At 28.1% G+C, this 22,274-nt stretch carries 17 protein-coding genes; 4 read left to right on the forward strand and 13 right to left on the reverse strand.

Going from position 1 to position 22,274, the window contains the following annotated elements:
• Positions 1-2: 2 nt before the first annotated feature.
• From oraE to BLP75_RS01320, 6 genes are all read right to left on the reverse strand, one after another.
• Positions 3-2,210 carry a D-ornithine 4,5-aminomutase subunit OraE gene (gene oraE / locus BLP75_RS01295; RefSeq protein WP_092722091.1) on the reverse strand — a complete coding sequence of 736 codons (2,208 nt, stop codon included), beginning with the start codon at positions 2,208-2,210 and terminating at the stop codon, positions 3-5.
• Complete coding sequence (locus tag BLP75_RS01300) at positions 2,204-2,578, reverse strand: ornithine aminomutase subunit alpha (protein WP_092722093.1); 375 nt, start codon at positions 2,576-2,578, stop codon at positions 2,204-2,206. Before BLP75_RS01300 ends, oraE begins: the two co-directional genes overlap by 7 nt.
• Positions 2,579-2,625: 47 nt before the next feature.
• Positions 2,626-4,050: a 2-amino-4-oxopentanoate thiolase subunit OrtB gene (gene ortB, locus BLP75_RS01305; RefSeq protein ID WP_170139090.1), complete on the reverse strand. Its 1,425-nt coding sequence runs from the start codon at positions 4,048-4,050 to the stop codon at positions 2,626-2,628.
• On the reverse strand, positions 4,043-4,351 hold the full coding sequence (gene ortA / locus BLP75_RS01310; protein WP_092722095.1) for a 2-amino-4-oxopentanoate thiolase subunit OrtA: 309 nt from the start codon (positions 4,349-4,351) through the stop codon (positions 4,043-4,045). Before ortA ends, ortB begins: the two co-directional genes overlap by 8 nt.
• Before the next feature lie 102 nt (positions 4,352-4,453).
• Positions 4,454-5,518 carry a 2,4-diaminopentanoate dehydrogenase gene (ord, locus tag BLP75_RS01315; RefSeq protein ID WP_092722097.1) on the reverse strand — a complete coding sequence of 355 codons (1,065 nt, stop codon included), beginning with the start codon at positions 5,516-5,518 and terminating at the stop codon, positions 4,454-4,456.
• A 347-nt stretch (positions 5,519-5,865) separates the two neighbouring features.
• Positions 5,866-7,263 carry a sigma-54 interaction domain-containing protein gene (locus tag BLP75_RS01320; RefSeq protein ID WP_092722099.1) on the reverse strand — a complete coding sequence of 466 codons (1,398 nt, stop codon included), beginning with the start codon at positions 7,261-7,263 and terminating at the stop codon, positions 5,866-5,868.
• Positions 7,264-7,565: 302 nt separating this feature from the next.
• On the opposite strand from BLP75_RS01320, the gene BLP75_RS01325 reads away from it, so the two are divergent.
• Positions 7,566-9,539: a sensor histidine kinase gene (locus tag BLP75_RS01325; RefSeq protein WP_092722101.1), complete on the forward strand. Its 1,974-nt coding sequence runs from the start codon at positions 7,566-7,568 to the stop codon at positions 9,537-9,539.
• A 49-nt stretch (positions 9,540-9,588) separates the two neighbouring features.
• Here BLP75_RS01325 and BLP75_RS01330 read toward each other — a convergent pair whose 3' ends face one another.
• Positions 9,589-10,449 carry a RelA/SpoT domain-containing protein gene (locus BLP75_RS01330; RefSeq protein WP_092722103.1) on the reverse strand — a complete coding sequence of 287 codons (861 nt, stop codon included), beginning with the start codon at positions 10,447-10,449 and terminating at the stop codon, positions 9,589-9,591.
• 21 nt (positions 10,450-10,470) lie between these two features.
• On the reverse strand, positions 10,471-11,937 hold the full coding sequence (locus tag BLP75_RS01335) for a DEAD/DEAH box helicase (protein ID WP_092722105.1): 1,467 nt from the start codon (positions 11,935-11,937) through the stop codon (positions 10,471-10,473).
• Positions 11,938-12,196: 259 nt separating this feature from the next.
• Between BLP75_RS01335 and BLP75_RS01340 the strand changes: the two genes are divergently transcribed.
• Both BLP75_RS01340 and BLP75_RS01345 read left to right on the forward strand, forming a co-directional pair.
• Positions 12,197-12,694 (forward strand): DUF8052 family protein, encoded by a 498-nt coding sequence (locus tag BLP75_RS01340; protein WP_092722107.1) that lies wholly within the window; start codon positions 12,197-12,199, stop codon positions 12,692-12,694.
• Positions 12,691-14,313: a carbon starvation CstA family protein gene (locus BLP75_RS01345; protein ID WP_092722109.1), complete on the forward strand. Its 1,623-nt coding sequence runs from the start codon at positions 12,691-12,693 to the stop codon at positions 14,311-14,313. The genes BLP75_RS01340 and BLP75_RS01345 overlap by 4 nt, the downstream gene beginning before the upstream one ends.
• 88 nt (positions 14,314-14,401) lie before the next feature.
• Here BLP75_RS01345 and BLP75_RS01350 read toward each other — a convergent pair whose 3' ends face one another.
• The 4 genes from BLP75_RS01350 to brnQ form a co-directional block, all read right to left on the reverse strand.
• Positions 14,402-14,881: an LURP-one-related/scramblase family protein gene (locus BLP75_RS01350; RefSeq protein WP_092722111.1), complete on the reverse strand. Its 480-nt coding sequence runs from the start codon at positions 14,879-14,881 to the stop codon at positions 14,402-14,404.
• Positions 14,882-14,908: 27 nt separating this feature from the next.
• On the reverse strand, positions 14,909-15,538 hold the full coding sequence (locus BLP75_RS01355; protein WP_092722113.1) for a hypothetical protein: 630 nt from the start codon (positions 15,536-15,538) through the stop codon (positions 14,909-14,911).
• Positions 15,539-15,637: 99 nt separating this feature from the next.
• On the reverse strand, positions 15,638-16,534 hold the full coding sequence (locus BLP75_RS01360; RefSeq protein ID WP_092722115.1) for a glycoside hydrolase family 73 protein: 897 nt from the start codon (positions 16,532-16,534) through the stop codon (positions 15,638-15,640).
• Between the two features lie 285 nt (positions 16,535-16,819).
• Entirely contained in the window at positions 16,820-18,142 is a 1,323-nt protein-coding gene (brnQ, locus tag BLP75_RS01365; RefSeq protein WP_092722117.1) for a branched-chain amino acid transport system II carrier protein, read from the reverse strand.
• 319 nt (positions 18,143-18,461) lie between these two features.
• On the opposite strand from brnQ, the gene BLP75_RS01370 reads away from it, so the two are divergent.
• Positions 18,462-19,790 carry a uracil-xanthine permease family protein gene (locus tag BLP75_RS01370; RefSeq protein WP_092722119.1) on the forward strand — a complete coding sequence of 443 codons (1,329 nt, stop codon included), beginning with the start codon at positions 18,462-18,464 and terminating at the stop codon, positions 19,788-19,790.
• Positions 19,791-19,887: 97 nt separating this feature from the next.
• On the opposite strand, the gene BLP75_RS01375 is transcribed toward BLP75_RS01370, so the two are convergent.
• A complete protein-coding gene (locus tag BLP75_RS01375) occupies positions 19,888-22,197 on the reverse strand; it encodes a glycoside hydrolase (protein ID WP_092722121.1) in 2,310 nt (769 codons plus the stop codon).
• Between the last annotated feature and the right edge of the window lie 77 nt (positions 22,198-22,274).

The following is a 22,274-nucleotide window of genomic DNA, read 5'->3' on the forward strand; positions in this document are numbered from 1 at the left end:
TACTATTTATTTGCTTCTCTTTCTCTTCTTTTTTCTACGAAGAATGTAGCAACATTAACTCCTCTGTCGCTTCTACCAAATCCTCCGTCCATTCCATTTTCAACTGCTATTTCAGGCGTAACTTGTGTTCCTCCAGCGGCTAATATAATATTATCTCTTATTCCTTTTTCTATACAATACTCATGCATTTTTTTCATATTTTTATAATGTATATCATCATGACTTATTATAGTTGAAGCTAATATTGCGTCTGCATTTAATTCTATTGCTGCATTTACTAATTTTTCAACTGGTACAGAAGTTCCTAGGTAATGACATTCTATACCATATTTTTCTATTCCACCATGTTTTATATCAATTACTTCTCTAAGTCCAACAGAGTGTTCATCTTCGCCTACTGTTGCACAAACTATTTTAAATGGTTTTGCTTCTATATCTGCTCTTATTTCTTCATCAGTCATTATTTTTTGTTCTTCTGGTATAACTAAATCAGCTATATCTATACTAAATGGAACTTTTCCTTTTATTTCTATTCTAGTACCTTCAGCAGAGTGCATTACTTCTCTACTTATAACCTCTGGATCTTCTAAATTCATTTTTTTAGCAAATTCAAGTGCTGCAAATTCTGCAGTTCTCTTGTCTGTTGGTAACATCATAGTAAGCATTACTGTTCCATCAGCACACCATTCCATTTCTGGTTTTATTTTAGTAGAATTTCTAAATTCTGCTACTTCTTTAAGTCTAACATTTACATTATCCATATCATCTAATTCATCTATATATATTATTTTTGAAGGATCTTCAAATGTACATCCATCTATCAATTTTGCAGGATCTAGTGCACAAGTTCCATCATATTGAGCTACGTTATTATATCCATAGTGAGCAGTTACTGGAGCTAAGTAGTCTTCATCTCTTTCATAAACAGTACCTACTCCTACTCCGTCTTTTATTTTTCTAGCTATACCGTCACCATTTCTTTCTGGATAATTTCCTGAGTCAACAAAGAATCCTTGCTCAACTGCTTCAAAGTATCCTCCAGCTTCTATTATTTCTTCCATATATAATACAGCTCTTTCTTTTAATTCACGAGCAGTATCTCTTAATTGTCCAGTTTCTTTAAGTTCTATCATATCCATAAGTCCATCCATACCAACTAGTGCTTGTTTTGCAGTGTCACAAGCTTCTATGTTATACATATGCCAAGGAACATTTCTTCCTTCATCTGGAGTTATAGTAGATTGTATATCAGCTCTTGTTAAAACTGATGTTAATAAGTTAAGAACATGAGTTACTGTAGCTTCTCTAGTTGATGAATCCATATATTTAGTATTCATTTGAGCTCTCATTTTATAATCACTAAATAGTTCTCTAAGTGCTACTGCATATGGTAAGTCTAGAGTTAAACATGGAGCTGGCGGTGCTGTTGGAGGAACTGTTGATAAACATATATTTTCTTTTTTGATTCCTACTTTTTCAGAAAAGATTGAGTTTAAAGCATGCTGAACCATAAGTTCTGGCATAACTTTCCAAGCTTCTCTAGCAGTTGCATTTGCATTATGAGCCCCATCTATTTGAGCCATATCTGAAAATGCCATTATAGTTTTTGCTTCACAAGCATCAACAAATGATCTTATCATATTTATATTTCTATATAATACGTTGTATTGAGGATCTTGATGTGCTCCATTTACGCCTTCTTCTGCAAACATTACAGCAACTTCAGGTCCTGCAACTCCACTTACATAAGAATGGTAATTTATTGGTCTTCCTACTTCTTCTTCTATAAAATCTAAAGCTTTTCTTTGTGCTCTTACTTGTTTTCTAGTTATAGGTACTCCCCCTATACCTTGTGGTGTACCTTCTATAAGCCCATCAAAGTGAGATTGACCAGCTGTTCTTATAACCATTATATGATCCGCTCCATGGTAAGCTGCCATTCTCATTCTTCTTATATCATCTTCAAATCTACCTGAAGCTATTTCTGTTGTTATTACTGCTTTTGGTTGAGGATCTATATTGTTAAAATATTTTGCTGATGGAAGTGCTACACTATCTTTTAAAGGAGCTGAACAATCTTGGTATTTAAAAGGTCCCATTTCTAAATCTTTTTCATTTTCTCTCCAAGTCCAACCCCTTCTTTTTGGTACGTAGTTTTCTAGATCTTTTAATATATATTCTATATCTAATTTTTTATTTTCTTTTAGCATGATACACCCTCCTTAGCAAATAAATTAACTACCTCATCCCAGCATTTCCCATTCACTAACATAAGTCCTGCTTCTCTTATACTTATCTGTTTTTCTCTTGCTAATTTGTATACAACATGACCTGCACCTTTACTTATAAGATTATTTTCAAGTACACCATTTACTATTTCCTTAGCTTCAAGTGAAGAGAATCCCATTCTTAAAAGAACAGATCTTTCTATTGATGGACTTGTATTTTTCTTTCCAAGCTCTAGCATTGGAGTAACTATTTCTTCTGCTAACTTCCAAAATCTATCCTTTAATTCTTGATCACTCAAATTAGCTAAGTGAGTTCTTCGTTCTTGAAAATCATCTAATCTTTTTTTCATGATAATCCCCCTAATTATTTTTTAGTTTTGTTTATACTAGCAAATATCTAACAAGACTTTATAGACAATAACTCTTTTTCTACATCTTTTACAAATTCTTCACTACATTTACAATCTTTAGCTAAGAACCTTATATCTTCATCACTTAATGAAGATACATTATTGTTTTCTATAGCATTTTTTATATATGATTTTCTTATCTTATCAATGTTTATATCTTTTGATTTTATTAGACTTGGATGTGATGGCAATATTAAATTTTCTCCACAGATTTCATCTTGTGGATTTCCAAACTTAATTTCTATACCATTTTCACGAGCAAATGTAAGCTGTGGATTTATATGTTTTCCAGCTCCTGTATACTCAGTTTCTTGAACTATTATTATTTGATCTTCATCTAGTTCTTGAGCTAAACTAAATGCAGCAGTAAGTGAAGTGTTTCCTGCAGGTCCTCTTTCTAATCCTTCTAATTGAGCAAGAAGCTCTGTCATATAAAATACTTCGCCTTGATTAACTGTTACATATCTATCCATATATCGAAGTGGTCTTGCTGCTGATCTTGGTACATCAGATCTATCCGGCCAAGTACAAAATGGTATTCCAAATCCTGTATGACCTGTTGTAAATGATTTTTTATTGAATTGATTATCACTTGCCATGTGAAGTCCTTTTAAATTTACACTTGCGCCAACTACTTTAGTGTCAGTTGCACCTGCTTTTATTAAACCTCTTGCAGTTCCTGTTAAGTTTCCTCCACCTGCATTTGTACAAACTACTATATCTGGATCTTTACCTAATCGTTCTCTACATTGCATAGCTATTTCATATCCTAATGTTTCAACTCCAGCTATCCCAAATGGAGAATATAATGATGCATTAAAATAACCTGTCTCTTCTAACATAAGTAAGAACGTATAAAATAACTCAGGTCCTACTGTTAATTGAACAACTTCTGCACCATAAGCTTCACATTTTCTTGCTTTTTCTATGATTTCAGGTTGGCCTATACCTCTGCTATCATAACATTCTTGAACTATTATACATTTTAATCCTTGCATAGCGGCTTGTGATGCAACTGCTGCACCATAATTTCCACTAGTTGCTGCTATTACACCTTTATATCCCATTTTTTTTGCATGATAAACTGCAGTTGCAGCTCTTCTTGCTTTAAAACTTCCAGAAGCATTAGCTGCTTCATCTTTTATAAATATTCTAGCCCCTTTACCTTTTGGAGCAACTTTTCTTGCTAATTTAGTTATATTTTTAAGTTCTACTATAGGAGTATTTCCTACTGCATAATTTGATTGTATAGTTTCTATTTCTTCTAATGAGTAACCTGTTTCTCTCATCATTTTTTCATAATCAAATGAAACTCCTTTATTTTCAAATTCAGCATAATCTATTCCTATTGCATTTTTCATTATTTCATTTTTTCTATTCATTACAGCTTCATAGCTATTTTCCTTAATCATCTAGTTCACCTCCAAATAGTATATCTCTTGCTTGAATTCCTATTTGAAGTAACTCAGGTATGCATTTTCCATAATCATGTGTATAATAAGGATTTACTTTTACTAAGTTCCCTACTGCACATCTTCCTGTTATAGTATTTACTTTTACTAAATCTCCTATATTAGCATCATTATCTATAAATCCCTTAACCCACATTTCTAAAGGATGAGCTTTTGTATCCTCTGGAACTTGTGGAGCTCTTTGACTGGGATTAAGTACAATATTGTGAATTATAACCCAATCACCACGTTTAGCATCCATATCAACAATCTCCCTTTTATTTCGTGCTAGCTAAGTTTTTGTCATAACAGCTAACTAGCACGAATATTTAATTATATTTTTATATATTTAAAAGCAAATATTTTATGCTTCTACATTTTCTTTTAATTGCACTAACTCACGTACATCACCCATTATAGCTCTTGGAACTGGTATATCTAACATTGTTTTAAGTCCTGGTATTGCATTAATTACATGTGGTATAGAGTTTACACACATAGCTATTGTTCCTATTCCACCTGGTATTTCTGGAGTTATTTGTAAATCTATATTTGGAGTTCCTTTTATACTTACATAATCACCTGTAGACAAACCTTCTAAATGAGGTAATATTTGTTGTGGATGTTCCATCTCTACTTTCATTTGTCCATCTACATATCCATATCCACACTGTCTGCATCCAGCTACATTTCCTGCTTGAACTTCTGCATATTCACTTTTTCTATATACATTACTCATTATTGGTTCTCTAGTTTGATCTATTTTTTCTAAGTTCCATCCTATTCCGTCAGTTATCATTCTTATAGACTCAGGGAATCCTACATGCCCTGCTATAGATCCATCTTCTACACCTTTTTCAAATACTTCTTTAGTAACACCTACTCCTTGTTCTACCATAACAGCAGTTCCAAACGGAGATAAATCATTTACTCTCGCAGCCTTTATGTAATCTACTTCTTCACAAGTTCCAGTTAATGCAAGTATTAATAAATCAAGTACAAACCCAGGATTTATTCCAGTACCTAAAACTGATACTCCATTTTCCTTAGCTATTTTATCTAACTCTTTAGCTAATTCTGGTTCTTGAGCTTGTGGATATGCCATTTCTTCAGCAGTTGATATAACATTTATTTTTCTTTCTAAAACATGTTTTATTTTATCAAATGCCCCTTTTGTAAAAGAATCTGTTGCAATTAATACTACATCTGCACATTCTTCTGTGAATACTACATTTGCATCAGAGTTTATTATAACTTCTGGTTTCTCTCCTCTTTCACAACCTAAAACTTCATACATACTTTTATTAACTCTTTCTGGATGCATATCGCATACGCCAACTATATCTATTCCTTTTTTCTTAAGAAGCATTTTTGCCATTCCACTACCCATTGCTCCAAATCCCCAAATTCCAACTTTAACATTTCTCATTTTTTAATTCCCCCTTATTATTTTTTCTGTCTTTTATTTAAGCAATTACCATGCCAAATTTTTATTTAATTTTATTTTTTTTATTTTTTTAAAATTTAAAACAGTTTCAAAGCGTGTGAAATAAATACTATTTTAAAAATTATAAAAAATAATATTTTTAGAAAATTTCCAATTATTAAAAAATACTCGTCCGTATATTGCTTTTTAATAAAAAAAGAGCATTAAATTTTGCATATACTGCAAAATTTTTTGCTCTTTAACTATTTAATCTAATTCTTATATTATATTTTATAAAGATTATTCAATAAATATTAAAATATACCATTTTAGTGCTTAACTAAAAATAATTACTTACTTCTTTTTATATTATATTTTTTCATTTTATATTGTAAATTCTGTCTGCATAAACCTAATATAGCAGCTGCCTTAGTTACATTATCATTAGTTTTATCTAATGCTTCATTTATGTATCGTTCTTCTATATCTGCTACTACCCAATCAAGTGGCTTAGCATCAACATCAACTACATATACATTTTCAGCAATATTAGTTCTATATTCATTTATATTTATCATCTCATTAGTTAAAATATCTTCATCATCCATCATACTCATACTTGAATATATTGTATTTTCTAACTCTCTAACATTACCTTGCCAATAATGATTTCTAAGCTCTTTTATTCCTGAGTCTGAAATATACTTAATATTTTTATCTAGCTTTTTATTATATTTTTCAATAAATTTATTTGCTAAAAGTATGATGTCATTTCCTCTTTCTCTTAAAGGAGGTATCTCTATATAAATAACATTTAATCTATAATATAAGTCTTTTCTTATTTTTCCTTCATTTAATATATCCCTAGGATTTTCATTTGTTGTTGCTATAACTCTAACATCTACAGGTATATCTTTAGTCCCTCCAACTCTTCTTACATAGCCTTCTTGTAAAACTCTAAGTAGCTTAGCTTGTAGTTGAAGAGGCATAGAGTTTATTTCATCTAACAATATAGTTCCTTGATTCGCTTGTTCAAACAAACCAGGTCTATCTATAGCTCCTGTAAATCCTCCCTTTACAGTACCAAATAATATTCCTTCTAATAAACTTTCAGGAAGAGCCGCACAATTTTGTGCAATAAATGGCTGTTGTTTTCTTTTACTATCATAGTGTATAGATTGGCTTATTAACTCTTTACCCGTTCCAGTTTCTCCATAAATTAAAACAGTTGCATCACTTTTAGATGCTTTTTTAGATATTGATAAAGCTTTTTTTATAGTGTCACTTTCACCTATTATATCCTCAAATTTATATCCTACTTTTTCATGATTTGTTATTTTGTTATTTTTAACTTCTTTCATCTTTAAAATTTGTTCAGATAATATTTGAATTTGTGTCATATCCTTTGATATCTCCAATACACCTAAAAGCTCGCCTTTAACAATTATTGGTACTGTAGTATTTATAGTTGTAATCTCTTTTCCATCTTTATTTAAATATTTTTGTATATTGTCTTTTATAGACTTTTTATTTTTTAACACTTTAAGTAATGTACTATTTTTTATCTCCATACTTTGTAATACATCTACAAATGGTTTATTCAAAACATCATATTTATCCATTTGTTCTAATTTAGCCATGGCATTATTGTAAATAATAGTTTCTCCGTCTTTATTTATAAAGTGTATGCCTTCATCAATGCTTTCTATTATTTTTTCAATTACCTCACTATATATTTCTTCTTTCATAAGTTTTGCCCCCTAAGTTCACCTATTTAAAAGTTCTTAATTCTTTATGTATTATTTTTATTTTTTTGGATCTATTGAAAAAAAGCATCATTAATATAACAATTATACAAAAACGATAAATTTCCTTTTTAATATATAATGATTGAGAGTTAAAATTGTAAAAGAGATTTTTTTTGACATTTTTCTATGTTTTTATACATTTTATTTAAACTTTATTATTTTTTTGTTATTTCTTAGATATATATTCCATTTTTTGGTATAATTTATCTTATTAATATATTTTTACATAAAGGTGGATTAAAATGAAAAAGGGAAAAATAAAACTATCTATTATAATTTTTATTTCTTTCTTATTTGCTTTTGTACCTAAAACGTCAAATGCAGAAGAAAGAAAAGATATTTTATTCATAAGCTCTTACTCTCCTAAGTTTATAAGCTTTAATGATCAACTTGGAGGAATGGCTAAGAGTTTAGATGAAAGATATGATGTAACTATTGAATATTTAGATGTAAAAAAATTTAGAGGAGAAGATTTTGAAGAAAATTTTTATAACTACCTAAAGTTAAAATTTGAAAACTACGGAAAGTTTGATGCTGTAATATTAGGGGATGATGCTGCATTAAGCTTTGCTTTAAAATACAGAGATAGCTTATTTAAAGATATGCCAGCTGTTTTTTTTGGAGCAACAGATGAAAATAACATAAAATTAGCTAAGCAAAAAAATATATCTGGTGTTATTGAATATGCTTCAATATATGAAACAGTTGATTTTATTGGAAAAATTTATGGTGGACATAAAAATATAATATTATTAACAGGAGACAGTCTTGTTTATAATAAAGAAATTACAGATTTTTATAAGCTTAAAGATAAATATAAAAACTTTGATTTTACTAATATATCAATTCCCAATAAGGTAAATGATTCATTTTTAGATAAACTCTCTAAAATTGATAGTAGAAATGATGTTGTTTTATTTGTGTATCCTTATAGAGATAGTATTCAAAGTCCCTTATCTGTTAAAGACGCTATAGAAGTTGTCAAAAATAATATTTCTGCTCCAGTATTTACAACACTTAACTACGATATTATGGATAGTATTGTTAATGGAACTAATATAATTGGTGGTAAAGTTATAGACCACCAAAATCAAGCCTTACTAGCATCTAATTTATTAAATAATATGCTAACAAATAATACAAATGAGTGTAAAATTATATACCCTAAAGAATCTAATCTTTGGATGTTTAATTATAGTAATTTAAAGCGCAATAATATATTTGAAGGAAATATTCCTTCTGATTCCATCGTATTAAATAAACCTATACCTTTTTGGAATAGATACAAAGATTTATTATTCCCTGTTATTTTTGTTTTCGCAGGACTTATATTAATTTTATTGGCACTAATTTCACATACATTTAAAACGGTAAAGCATAAAAATGAATTAAGAAAAGCTATGAAAATTGCTGAAGATGCAAATATTGCTAAAAGTAATTTTATAGCTACTATTAGTCATGAACTTCGAACACCTGTAGCTGTTATAACATCTGCTAATCAACTATTAAAAATATTATTAACAAAAAATGACTTACACAATCAAATACCTTATAAAACTATGGAAAGTATTGATTCAAACTTAGATATAATTAATCAAAATTCAAATAGATTACTTAGGCTAATTAATAATGTTATAGATGTAGCTAAAATAGATTCTGGCTTTGTATGCTTAAAGCCTCAAAAAGTTAATATAATAAATTTAGTTGAAGAATCTGTTCTTTCAGTTATACCATATGCAAATTCAAAGGAATTAGATATTGTATTTGATACAAATACAGAGGAATTAGATATGGTTGTAGACCCAGAAAAAATAGAACGAATAGTTTTAAATCTTCTTTCTAATGCTATAAAGTTTTCAAAACCAAAAGGTGTTATACTTACAACTATAATTACAAATGAACAATATTTTGAGTTTAGGGTTGATGATAACGGCATTGGAATAGAGGAAGAAAATTTAATTAAAATATTTGATAAATTTATGCAAATAGATAATGGTCTAACTAGGCAAAATGAGGGAAGCGGAATTGGTCTATCGATAGTTCAATCATTTGTAAAATTACATGAAGGAACTATAGATGTAAAGTCGGAAGTAAATATAGGAACTTCATTTATTATTAAACTTCCAATAAACTCTAATTTATCCACTCAATCTTATAGAGATATTCCTTCTTTAGATAGGAACACAGATATTGAATTATCAGATATATTTAAATAACTTAATAAAAAAGTTATCTATGTTTTAGATAACTTTTTTATTTTATAATTTATTTTTTTAATATATCTTCTATTTCTTTTACTAACTCACTTTTATCATATTCATTTAATGTTTTGCTATTTTTAATTCTATTCTTTAGATTTAAAATCTTTTGATCCTTTATATTTATACTTCTATTGTGTTTTAAATTTATTTCATCAAAGCTCTTACTCAACATATTTATAAGAGATGCCATCTCATCTGAACTTCCAGCTATACGATTTAATAACATTAAATTTTGTTCAAGTATTTCAGGTATTTCATTTAAGGAATATCTAAGCTGATGATCAATCTCTCCATATCCTTCTTCAAAGATTGTCCTTACTTGAATTTCAGATATTACTTTTTTTGTTGTTGGATAAGATTCAATTAGATAATGTACAGATCTATAACCTGATAATCTAGAACATACCTTTATTCCAAGTTCTTCAAATTTCCTTGTATTGTCTCCTTCTCTTATGTTTGCAACAATTTCAATTACATTCCACATTAAAGTTATAAAATCATGTATTTCTTCCCAATCCTCTTTAAATATATGTATTACCCTGATACCTAATAAATCTGTTATTTCTTCCTTATAGTTATCTACAGTAAACTTAAAATCTTGACCATATTTTTTCCTTCTGTCTTCAGTTTTTCTTATCACCTTTTCAATTAAATGCTCAGCATCTTTTACTCTGGTTTTTACCGAATGGACTTTATGATGTCCTCTAAGTATGTTCGCTATTAAGTCAGCTTGAGTTTCATAGCTTTTTCTATATTTATTAAAATCATTATATATTTCAGTTAAATTCTCCCAGCTTATATCATTTTCTATTAAATACTCATTACTAATATTGTGCTTTATTAAAAATTCCTCTTTTCTAAGCATATATGCCTCCCAAAAATCTGACTATATATTTTGATTGTCTCTTTTTATTTTTACAGGTTTCTTCTTTATATTAATTTGCTTATAATTTTTTAGAAGTTGCTCTCCCTTATGATTTAATATGTCTACATATGAACACAAATCACATACTTCTATTACACCTATGTCATCTCCATTTATTTCTTTCAAATTACTTAGTGATCCTACTATGTCTAAAACTCTTATTTTCTTTTTCTTTCCAGCATTTAAATATATTCTAGTTACTTCACTATGTGACTTTTTATTAATATCTTTATTTCTTTTATTCTTTAAAATTTTGATTTGACTACCTTCAAATTTTATTTTTCCATTTACAATATCATCTTCATCTATTTTTTCTATTTCATTTATTTTATAACCTATATAGTCTTGTATCTCATTTATATATTTTTCATCTTTATCTGTTACTATACTTATAGACTTTCCAAATTTATCTTTTCTTCCCGTTCTTCCTATTCTATGTATATAGTTTTCTTTATCTCTAGGTATATCATAATTTATTACCAAGGAAATGTTTTCAATATGTATTCCTCTTGCAGCAACATCACTACTAACTAATACATTAAATTTATTTTCTTTAAAATCTTTTATAACATATATCCTTTTATCCTGTGACATATCTCCATGAAGTTCTCTTACTAAAAATTTATCCCTTTTCATCTGATTATAAATTTTATTAACTTTTTCTCTTGTATTTGCAAATATTATTACAGTTTTAGGATTTTCACTATAAATAATATTTTTTAAAGTATTGTATTTTTCATTTTGATCTACTCTTATCAAATTTTCATCTATTTGCTTTTCATTTATTGCCTCAGATTCTTCCACGTCTATAATTAATGCTTCGTTCATATATTTTTTGCATACATATTCTATATCTTCATCAATTGTTGCCGAAAATAACCCAACTGTTTTATTTTTTGGTAAGTTTTCAAATATAGTATCAATTTGCTCTATAAATCCTTTATTTAGCATTTTATCTGCTTCATCTATTATTAAATAGTTTAAGTTTTTTATATTGATAGTTTCTCTTTTTATATGATCTATAATTCTTCCTGGAGTAGCTACCACCACGTGAACACGTTGTTTTAAGCTAGATATTTGTTCTTTAATAGGTTGTTTACCATAAATGGCACAACACCTTACTTTTTTTAATCTTCCAATATTTGATATTTCTTCTTTTACTTGAAGTGCTAACTCTCTTGTTGGAACGATTACTAAAGCTTGAACATTATTGTCTTCAACATTTATATTTTCACATATTGGAATTGCAAAACTTGCTGTTTTCCCACTACCTGTTTTTGATTTTACAATTACATCATTTTTATTTATTAATTGAGGTATGGTTTTCGTTTGAACATTAGAAGGTCTTTTATATTCTAAATTGTTTAATGCTTTTAATATTTCTTTATCTAAATTAAATTTTCTAAATGTATTATTTTCTTTACTCATTTTTTTGCTCCTTATGTTTTATGCAACTACTAATTATACCATATTTTCTATTTATATAATTATTTTTACTTTCAAAAATTTTAGTATCAATTTATCATTTTTCTTAGTTATTTTAGTTAAGATATTTTTACACAATCTTAACTTTTCTTGTGAAATTTAAAATAATTTTAACTAACACTTACATTATATATATAATTCTCTTTTATGGTTGAATTTATGAATACAAAGTACTAGAATTTAATTAAGATTTGTTAAGGAGGTGTTAAATATTTTAAGTAAATTAAAAAATTCTCTGCAAAACTCATTTAACATATATGATGATTATTGCATTGAAAATTATAGTTTTGATTTTATGGGAGAATTTTTATTAACTAACTCTAAATTTTTTCTTAGTAAAGACAAAGTAATATATTCTTATGATAATAATGAATATGTTTTTGCTAAAGAAGTAAACAGCCTATCTAAAGAATATCTAGAAAAAGATGTACTTCCTTTTGCAGATTATGCACTAAGTAACATCGTAAAAACTAATGAAAATCATATGACTTCAGTTATCACACTTTTTTTATCAGCCAGTTTCATTGAATCTAATTTAAAAACCTACATAAGAAAATATAAAAAAAGGAAAAGCTACATGTTGGGATTAAAGGGCTATGCTAGCACTAGAATTATTTTACATGATAAATCAACTAATGAGCTTTTCTATAATAATGAGTCTAAAGATATTATAAACTTTTATAAGGGGGTCTTTAAATGAATTCATTTACATTGTTATTAGTAAGTGCAGTTATTTTAATAATTGCATACATAAGCTATGGTGGATATCTAGCTAAAAAATGGGGAGTAGATGATAATAGAAAAACTCCTGCTCATACAAAATATGATGGTATTGACTATGTTCCTGCTAAATCTCCTATTCTTTTAGGACACCATTTTGCTTCAATTGCTGGAGCTGGTCCTATAGTTGGTCCTATTCAAGCCGCTATATTTGGATGGATACCAGTTACTCTTTGGGTTTTAATCGGTAGTGTATTCTTTGGTGGCGTTCAGGACTTTGGTTCTTTATTCGCATCAATTAGACATGATGGTAAATCAATCGGAGAAATAATAGAAGTTAATATGGGTAAAAAAGGTAAAAAATTATTTGCTTTATTTGCTTGGTTAACATTAGTTTTAGTCGTTGCCGCATTTGCAAATATAGTTGCTGACAACTTCGTATCAACACCAGAGGCAGCTAGTGCATCTGTATTTTTCATGATACTTGCAGTTTTATTTGGTATAGCTGTTTATAGATTTAAAATGCCTATACTACCTGCTACAATTGTTGGAGTTATATTATTATTTGGATGTATTTATTTAGGATTCTTATTCCCATTATCTTTATCTAAACCTGTTTGGATAGTAATACTTATGTTATATATATTTGTTGCATCTGTTACTCCTGTTTGGATATTACTTCAACCTCGTGATTATTTAAATTCATATTTATTATACGCTATGATAATAGGTGCCCTTTTAGGTATAGTTATATTAAGACCAGAAATACAAATGGATGGATTTATTGGATTTAGTGTAAATGGTCAATATTTATTCCCAGTATTATTTGTCACAGTTGCATGTGGTGCTATATCAGGATTCCACTCATTAGTTGGTTCTGGTACATCTGCTAAACAATTATACAAAGAATCTGATGCTAAAAAAATTGGTTATGGTGCAATGCTTATAGAAGGTTTACTTGCTATAGTTGCTCTTATAACTGTTGCTTATATATCTAATGCTCAATTTGGAGATTTATTAAAAAATGGTGGTCCAGTTAATGTATTCTCTGAAGGTATAGCTAACTTTATGGCATCATTTGGTATACCTTTTGCCATAGGTAAAACATTTACAGCACTTGCAATATCTGCATTTGCTCTTACTTCACTTGATACGGCTACAAGACTTGGTAGATTTATATTCCAAGAATTCTTTGACACAAATGGTCTTGATAATAAAGAAGCCACTCAAAAAAATCCTTTATCTAATATGTATGTTTCAACAATAATAACTGTTTTATGTTCTGGACTTCTTGCTGTTATGGGATATGAAAAAATATGGCCAATATTCGGTTCTGCAAATCAATTACTTGCTGCAATTGCATTAATGGCAATAGCTATATGGCTTTATAATACTAAAAAAGGTTGCAAAGAATTTATTATACCGATAATATTTATGTTTTGTGTAACTATAGTTTCATTATGTTTCAATATAAAAGCTAATATTGGTGTAAATTATATTTTAGTATTTTTTGCTCTTGCCCTTTTAGTATTAGCACTAATTCTTATAAAAGAAGCATTAAACTTCTTTAAACAGAAAAAAAGTGAATCTACTAACTAATAAGTAAATTTTTAAAAGTATTTAATATAAATTAATAAAACTACTACCTTTTCATATTTGTTTAATATGATTAGGTAGTAGTTTTTATTTATGAAGCACTATTATTTTTATCTATTATATTATCAACTATTACAACTAAACATAGTATAAAAGCTTCATCTTCAAAATTTATATCTATGTAATAGTTATCTGTAAAAGAGAAAATTTCTTTTGCAACATGAGCTATTTCTTTTTTATTTTGATAAATCCTGTAATTATAATCAAATATACTTCCTACTATTTCTAAATTTCCATACTTGCTTTCTACTTCTATTTTTTCTCTAAAAATCGTTACCTTTTGTTTTACTTTAGCTATAACCTTATCTTGTTCAAAAATTTCATACTTACTCATAAATGTAAGTAATTTCTCTTTTACATAATATAAAATTTCATTTCCTTTGCTTATATCAAATTGAAGACCCATTGTTAAAAACTTATTATCTACAAAGTACACTTTTTCTTTTTGATCATTTTTTATCCAGAAGTCTTCCTTTAATTTAAAAAACTTAGACTTCATATAATACCTCATTATATCTCCCCCAATATGTAAGATTGTCTATATTATTTCATTTAATACTTTAAGTATATTATTTGAATTATCTACTTCAAATCCATACTTTATATACATTTTTTTAAGATTCTCTTCACTTATAATATGTTTATTAGCAATCATTTTTCCTCTTATGATCATTATCCTATTTAAACAATGTTTTTCTAATATTTTATTTAGATGTTCTAGTATTTCATCTAGATTATCTAATATAATTTTTCCATATCCTCTATTACTTATACTTGACCTAAAATCATTTATATATATTGTGCTTTGACTTGGATAGTAAGTGCAGTCCATATAAGATTCGTCTCTACTTCCTGTTAGCAATCTTATATCTACAGATATTCCTATATTTATTTCATTTGGATTTATTTTAGAAACTAATGTAATCAGATTGGATTTTTGATGTTCTTTCGCATTAATAATTATATCATAACCAGTTGACCCTTTTAGATATTTTTTAATTTTTCGTATTAATTTGACATGATAATTATAACATTTTATTAATTCTTTGTCGTTAGTATCTCTTATATTGCAATCTTTTATGAGTTGTAGTTTGTATTTTTGTATAGCTTTTATATCGTTATTAATAAGGTCTTTTTTAATTTTACTTATTATATCTATACTATTCATAACTCCCCCATATAAATTATATTTTGTAATTTATATGGATATTACTAATTATTTATGATAATAAAAAAGAAATCTCATTTATAGAGATTTCTTTTTTATCTATTTTTGACCTTGAGCCTCATTGTCTATTAATTGTAAGTTGTATTGCTGTATTAACTGTATTAATTGTTTTGCATATATTTTCTCTCCCATGTCATTCATAAGAGTACTGTATCCAGCTTCTTGAAGTGCATTTGCTTGATATTTATAAGTATTTGATTCAAATACTCCATTTTCTCTATATCTTTTATTTTCATATAAGAATTTGGCATGATCATATATTGATTGATCTTTATCTTTATATTTTCTGAACTTGTCATTTATTACAGTTCCAGAAAACTCTTTAGTCTCTAAAGTAACAAACTCACCCTTCCAAAACTTATCTGCTTTTATCCCAAATAAATTGTTATACTTGCTTGCTAACTCAGATTGTCCCCATCCTGTTTCAAGTATTGCTTGAGCTATTGTTATAGAAGGAAGTATCTTATATTTTTTATAATTTGTTGTTGCCCCTTCTTTTATGCTTTCTATAAACTTAATATACTCAGAGTCTGATTCTAATTTGCTTGGTGTTAAACCATAATATTTTAAATCTTCTATATAATTGTATGTTCTTTGTTTTTCACTTTTACTAAATCCTATTTTATCTAGTACTTTATCTAAAGAATTTAATTTATGCTTATCATTAACAAACATTTTAGCTACTTCTTTTATTTCATTAGTTGTTGCTTTTTCAAAGTTATTATTTTCTATAACACCTATTATTGCAGCTACATACTTCCAGTTTACTTGTGCTGTATTTTCACTTGCAAGATCTGTATATTCTATATAGTCACTTATTTTTATTTGTTCTTTATTTAATTCTTTCAAAGAATACCACCTATAACAACCGTATCCAGTTCCCCCGGCTATTACTATTAGAGCAACAATTAAAATTAATATTTTACTTTTTTTCATTATATAACTATCTCCTTTACTGTCCTTATTATGTAGCGCTTATCATACTTATATGTTTAATATTAAAAAACTTATTTACAAGATAATATTTTACCATCTATTTACAAGCACTTAAACATTTTTCTACTTTTTTCTCCATATTTTCTCCATAAATATAGTATATATTAATTTTGTTTCATAATTGTTACAAAATGAAAAAAAATAATCTAAGTAAATATAATTTCTACATCCACTTAGATTATTTTTAATTTAAAATATATTTATAAATTTTTAAGTTATATTTTTTTATTTATTTATAATATCTTGATTTAAACTATCATTATTTATCGCTTTCTTTGATGGAATTAAGCTACCTACTATACCAGCAATTATAACAGGAACTATCCAGTTAAATCCTAAACTATCAAAAGGTAATTTGTGTATAAATGCCATCTTAATTCCCATGCTATCTACAACTGTAATAACACTTACAAGTAATGCTACATATGTTGCAAATTTAAAAGCATTATCATTTTTAATTTTACTACTAAATAAAGTCATTAATACTAAAACTATTGTAGCAGGATAAATTATTGATAATATTGGTGCAGAGAATGTGATTATTGTACTAACACCAAAATTAGCTACTACTGCACTAAATACACATACTCCAATTACTATTGTTTCATATTTTACTTTTCCATTTGATATTTTAGAAAAATATTGAGCTGTTGCTGAAACAAGACCTATTGAAGTTGTTAAACAAGCTAGTGCTACTATAACTGCTAACACTACTTTACCAGGTTGACCTAGTAGTTGCTCTGTTATGTTTACTATTAATGCTGTTTGATTTATATCAGCTGGATTTACTCCTTTGAACTGACCAGCAACTGTAGCTCCTAAATATGCAAGACCTCCATATACTATAAGTAGTGCTACTCCTGCAACAACACCTGCTTGTAATGTTAATTTTACTTTCTCAGATTCTTTTTTATATCCCTTTTGTCCAAGAGATATTATTACTACAGCTGATAAAGCTATTGCTCCTAATGGATCCATTGTTTGATATCCTTGAGATATACCTTCTGCAAATATTGCATCTATTTTAGCTGGCTGGCTTAAGTCACCAAGTGGCGATACCACACCCATTATAATTAAAAATATTAGTGCTACCAATAATGCTGGAGTTAAATATTGTCCTATAATATCTACAACTTTTGATGGCTTTATTGTAAGTACAAGTGTTAAGCCAAAGAATATTACTGAAAATAATATTGGACTAAATCCACTAAATATAGGTGCAACTCCCATTTCAAATGTTGTTGCTCCTGTTCTTGGTATTGCTAAAAGTGGCCCTAAACAAATCATGATTGCTGCTGCTAATATACTTGAAATTGTTTTCCCACTTCTGCCAAGTACTACACTTATATCTCCTTGACACTTAGCTGCTGCTAATATTGCTAATAAGGCTAATCCTACATCTGCTATTACAAATCCACTAAATCCTGTTAACCAATGACTACCGGATACTAGACCTAAATACGGAGGAAATATTAAGTTTCCTGCCCCAAAGAACATTGCAAATAATGCAAACCCTACAACTATGGTATCTTTATATTGTTTTTTCATAAGCGCCCCCTATGTTTTTTATAGTTATTGTATTGAAGTAATTGTATATTTTTTTGTCTAAATATTCAATAAAATTCGAATTATTTAACTTATTCTTAGCATTTGTATGAATTCTTATCATTTTCTTAACATATTCTTAACATTATTTTGCCCTAAAGTAGGAACTTTATTTAAATTTATACTCCTAATTTTTGAATGTTCATAGTTTACCTATTTTTAACATATTTTTTTGTCATTAATTTCCCTTTATGTAATTATATTTCAATATATAAAACTTATCTTTAATGTAGTTAAGTCTAATATTTAGGAGGAATTATTTATGTCACAAATAATTGATTCACACAAAAGTAAAAAAGAAAAGTCTAATTTACATTATCAAATTAATGATAGGCCAGATTTAAAACACGCTATATTGCTTGGATTTCAACATATTGTTGCAGCTTTTGGAGGAATAATTGCTGTTCCTTTAGTTCTTAGTGGTGCTCTAGGCTTTGATGTTAGATCTACAGCCATGATGGTTAGTGCTGCAATATTTGTAGCTGGAATAGCTACTGTTATACAATCTAATGGTATAAGTAAAGTAGGATCAAAATTGCCTTGTGTTATGGGAACTTCATTCACATTTGTAGGCCCTTCTATTGCCGTAGGTTCTTCTATGGGTCTTGGAGGAATACTTGGAGCTACTATATTAGGTTCATTTATAGAAATGATTCTTAGCAAGTTTATAAAACCACTAATGAGATTTTTCCCACCTGTGGTTACTGGTACAGTTGTAACGCTTATAGGTCTTACATTAATTCCTGTAGCAATGGACTGGTGTGCCGGTGGAATAGGAAATCCATCTTATGGAAGCTTATTAAATATCAGTGTAGCATTAATTGTAATGACTATCGTTGTTCTTTTAAACAGATATGGAAAAGGTGTATTTAGTAGTGCATCAATTCTTATTGGCATGACATTCGGATACTTAATTTGCATACCTTTAGGGCTTATAAATTTTGAACCAATAAAAACTGCATCACTATTTGGTATACCTGGAATTCCACTTATTTTAGAACACGGTATTAAATTTAGCATTGCTGGGCTTATTCCGTTTATTATAGCGTATATTGTAACTGTTATAGAAACAGTTGGATGTTTAATTGGTGTTGGAGAAGCATCTGAAAAAACTTTAAATAGCGAAGATTTAAGCCGTGGTATTTTGGCTGATGGTATCAGTAGCTTTATAGCTGGTTTTTTAGCATGTGGACCTAATACAACTTTCAGTCAAAATATTGGACTTATACCCATGACTAAAGTAGCTAGCAGACATGTGGTTGTTATTGCCGGTATTATAATGATGATACTTGGAATATTTCCTAAACTAAGTTCTATAATAGCGTCTATACCTACACCTGTTTTAGGTGGTGCTGGAATTGTAATGTTTGGGGTAGTTGCTGCTAGTGGAATAAAAACTTTATCAAGAGTTAATATGACTAATAGAAGCCTTCTTATTATTGCAGTTTCTATAGCATTAGGTCTTGGTGTAACTACTCGACCTGATTTATTAAGCAACCTTCCTCAATCTTTAAAGATGATTTTTGGTTCTGGTATAAGTGTTGGTACTATTGCTGCATTAATACTTAATATAATTTTAAAAGAAGAATAGCTTTATATTTATAAATACTTTTGAAGTATCATGCATTCCTTATACATAAAAAGGAGCTTCTCTATATTTTGAGATAGCTCCTTTGATATGTTTTTATTTATGGTTGATATATAGTTTTTTCATTTTTATCATATATTATAAGAGAGTGTGGTTTTACATTATCATTTTCATATTTAAATTCTTTATCTGAAAAATTAGCCACAACTTTTAAATCATCTCCAAATTGACTCATTTGAACTAATTTATCATCTGACAATATTTTAAAATCAGTCATTTCTTCTTTTATAGCTTTTTTATTAAATGCTGACCAAACTTCATTGTGTTCTTTAATTTCATTTTTGTACTTATCCCATTCATTTCTATCTATATGATACATTGGTGGCGTATTATATAGTATTTCTCTCATCATTCTATTATTAACTTCATCTTGTATTTTAAAAATTCCCCATAACCAGTGATAAGATGTGATTACAGAATCGTTATATACTAGTCTAAATAGTGGTATAGAATACTCCGAATCTAAAAATACTTTTTTATATTTTTCTTTAACTGGAACTTGTTTTGCAAATACCTCTGGAACTCCACCTGTCTTAGAATAATATCTTCCTACATAATATTTACTATCTTTATTTTTATTCATATCTGGGTCTACCCATGAAAATGCAGGTGTTTCTAATCCGTGTGCAAAGGCTACTGTCGTGCTTGCAAAGTCATTTCCACCTTCTGACCCTATTACCATATTTTTTTCATCTCTAATATATGACATTCTTTCAAGTCTTGCTTTTAAATCTTGTTCTTGTGTTGTTATATGATTTTTAGAATAATCATCATATATTTCTCCAGTTGCATCACAATCTATAAACCATGAATTAAATCCATATCCATTTTCCATAACTTTACTTACTCTATCTTTTACACTTGGTAGCGATAAAGTTGGATTTAATTTTCTACCCGTCCCTTGGAATCCTTCATATTTTTTACCTTTTTTATTTTCTACTGTTGCATTTTCATATAATGATTTATCTTCAAATGTAGCAGTACTCCACTTTTCCTCACCTGGCTTGTGTATAGAGTGATATGAATCATATGGGGCAACTAAGTATCCATAGTCTTCAGCTTTTTTTACAAATTCAGGAGACACATATCCAGCTTCTATATCATCAAATCCGATCCATGCATTGTCCATCCCTGATTTTTTCATTTCATCTATCAGATCAAGTGTATTGTGTTTTGACCATTCATTCACATTAATTGTGCTATCTTTTAATTCTGATTTTAATAACATCTTATTAAGTTTTACTAATTCTACTTTATTTAAATTCCCAACACCCTTTTTTACTAAACTATCTATATCACTATTAGTATTTTTAAATATACTTTGGTTATAAAATTCTTTTAGCTGAAGCATAGAATTAAATGCAGATACTATTTGATTTTTTTGATATTTATCTATATAATCTTGTTTTTTGATATCATCAAATACCTTAGCTGCTTCTTTTCCATCTTCTACTTTTGTAGTTAATAACTCTTTTATCCAACTTTCCAGCTCTGGGCTAATAGATGACTTTAAATTTTGCCACTTTATATCACTCTCAGTTATGGCTGATTTTTCCCAGAAATATATTTGTGGAGCTCCATATAGCTTCTCTATATTTTTATTCTCTTTTGCCTTTTCTTCTAGTGTTTTAAATTCCCCTTTTTCTACTACATAATTTTTATATGTTTTAGCTATATCAACTACATTGTTGTCTGTTATATATATTTCAAATCCATATTCTTTGTTTTTATTTATACTTGGGTATTCATGCTTAAATGAAAAGTTTATATCATTTTTAGTATCAAACTTTATATCATTGTTATATTTATTTTTTATAATATATGTTAGTGCATAATTTGATTTGTTTACAGAGAAAAACTGCATTGAAAAGTTTTCTAATACATTGTAAACTTGATCATTTAAAAATTCTTTCCAATATTTATCATTACTTGGTATAAACTTGCCTTCTTGTAAAGGAAGTGTATAACTTTCTCCACTTACGCTCGGCCATGTAAAGCTATTTTCTTCTTTATTATTAGATTTTATATCCACATCTAAATGATTATTGTCTTTTTCAATACTTACATCCAAATTTTCTTTTGGGTATGTCCATGAAACTTTATTCTCTGATTTTTTTAAATTTGTTACTTCTCTTTTTTCCTGTGGCATTGACACTTGCTCTGTTTTATTATTTGAATTTACTGTCACTTCAAAGTTCTCTGGATTAACATCAAATGTAAAATCTAGATTTTTAACTTCTTCTTTTTTAGCTGTAGTTTTTCCTATATCTTTGTTGCTACATCCTGATATAACTCCTCCTACCATGATCACACTTAAAATAGTAGATATAATCTTTTTTCTTTTTATCATAATATTCACCTCGAATATTACTTTAAATTAATTGTGTTACGCAAATGTTACAAAATTAAATTTTTTAATTAAGACAT

Source organism: Romboutsia lituseburensis DSM 797, assembly GCF_900103615.1.
In the GTDB taxonomy this organism is placed as follows: domain Bacteria; phylum Bacillota; class Clostridia; order Peptostreptococcales; family Peptostreptococcaceae; genus Romboutsia_F; species Romboutsia_F lituseburensis.

What these genes read in the sequence shown, in the direction of transcription:
- oraE (WP_092722091.1), bottom strand. Translation starts at nt 2,210, where the DNA reads ATGCTAAAAGAAAATAAAAAATTAGATATAGAATATATATTAAAAGAT.
- BLP75_RS01300 (WP_092722093.1), bottom strand. Translation starts at nt 2,578, where the DNA reads ATGAAAAAAAGATTAGATGATTTTCAAGAACGAAGAACTCACTTAGCT.
- ortB (WP_170139090.1), bottom strand. Translation starts at nt 4,050, where the DNA reads ATGATTAAGGAAAATAGCTATGAAGCTGTAATGAATAGAAAAAATGAA.
- ortA (WP_092722095.1), bottom strand. Translation starts at nt 4,351, where the DNA reads ATGGATGCTAAACGTGGTGATTGGGTTATAATTCACAATATTGTACTT.
- ord (WP_092722097.1), bottom strand. Translation starts at nt 5,518, where the DNA reads ATGAGAAATGTTAAAGTTGGAATTTGGGGATTTGGAGCAATGGGTAGT.
- BLP75_RS01320 (WP_092722099.1), bottom strand. Translation starts at nt 7,263, where the DNA reads ATGAAAGAAGAAATATATAGTGAGGTAATTGAAAAAATAATAGAAAGC.
- BLP75_RS01325 (WP_092722101.1), top strand. Translation starts at nt 7,566, where the DNA reads ATGAAAAAGGGAAAAATAAAACTATCTATTATAATTTTTATTTCTTTC.
- BLP75_RS01330 (WP_092722103.1), bottom strand. Translation starts at nt 10,449, where the DNA reads ATGCTTAGAAAAGAGGAATTTTTAATAAAGCACAATATTAGTAATGAG.
- BLP75_RS01335 (WP_092722105.1), bottom strand. Translation starts at nt 11,937, where the DNA reads ATGAGTAAAGAAAATAATACATTTAGAAAATTTAATTTAGATAAAGAA.
- BLP75_RS01345 (WP_092722109.1), top strand. Translation starts at nt 12,691, where the DNA reads ATGAATTCATTTACATTGTTATTAGTAAGTGCAGTTATTTTAATAATT.
- BLP75_RS01350 (WP_092722111.1), bottom strand. Translation starts at nt 14,881, where the DNA reads ATGAGGTATTATATGAAGTCTAAGTTTTTTAAATTAAAGGAAGACTTC.
- BLP75_RS01355 (WP_092722113.1), bottom strand. Translation starts at nt 15,538, where the DNA reads ATGAATAGTATAGATATAATAAGTAAAATTAAAAAAGACCTTATTAAT.
- BLP75_RS01360 (WP_092722115.1), bottom strand. Translation starts at nt 16,534, where the DNA reads ATGAAAAAAAGTAAAATATTAATTTTAATTGTTGCTCTAATAGTAATA.
- brnQ (WP_092722117.1), bottom strand. Translation starts at nt 18,142, where the DNA reads ATGAAAAAACAATATAAAGATACCATAGTTGTAGGGTTTGCATTATTT.
- BLP75_RS01370 (WP_092722119.1), top strand. Translation starts at nt 18,462, where the DNA reads ATGTCACAAATAATTGATTCACACAAAAGTAAAAAAGAAAAGTCTAAT.
- BLP75_RS01375 (WP_092722121.1), bottom strand. Translation starts at nt 22,197, where the DNA reads ATGATAAAAAGAAAAAAGATTATATCTACTATTTTAAGTGTGATCATG.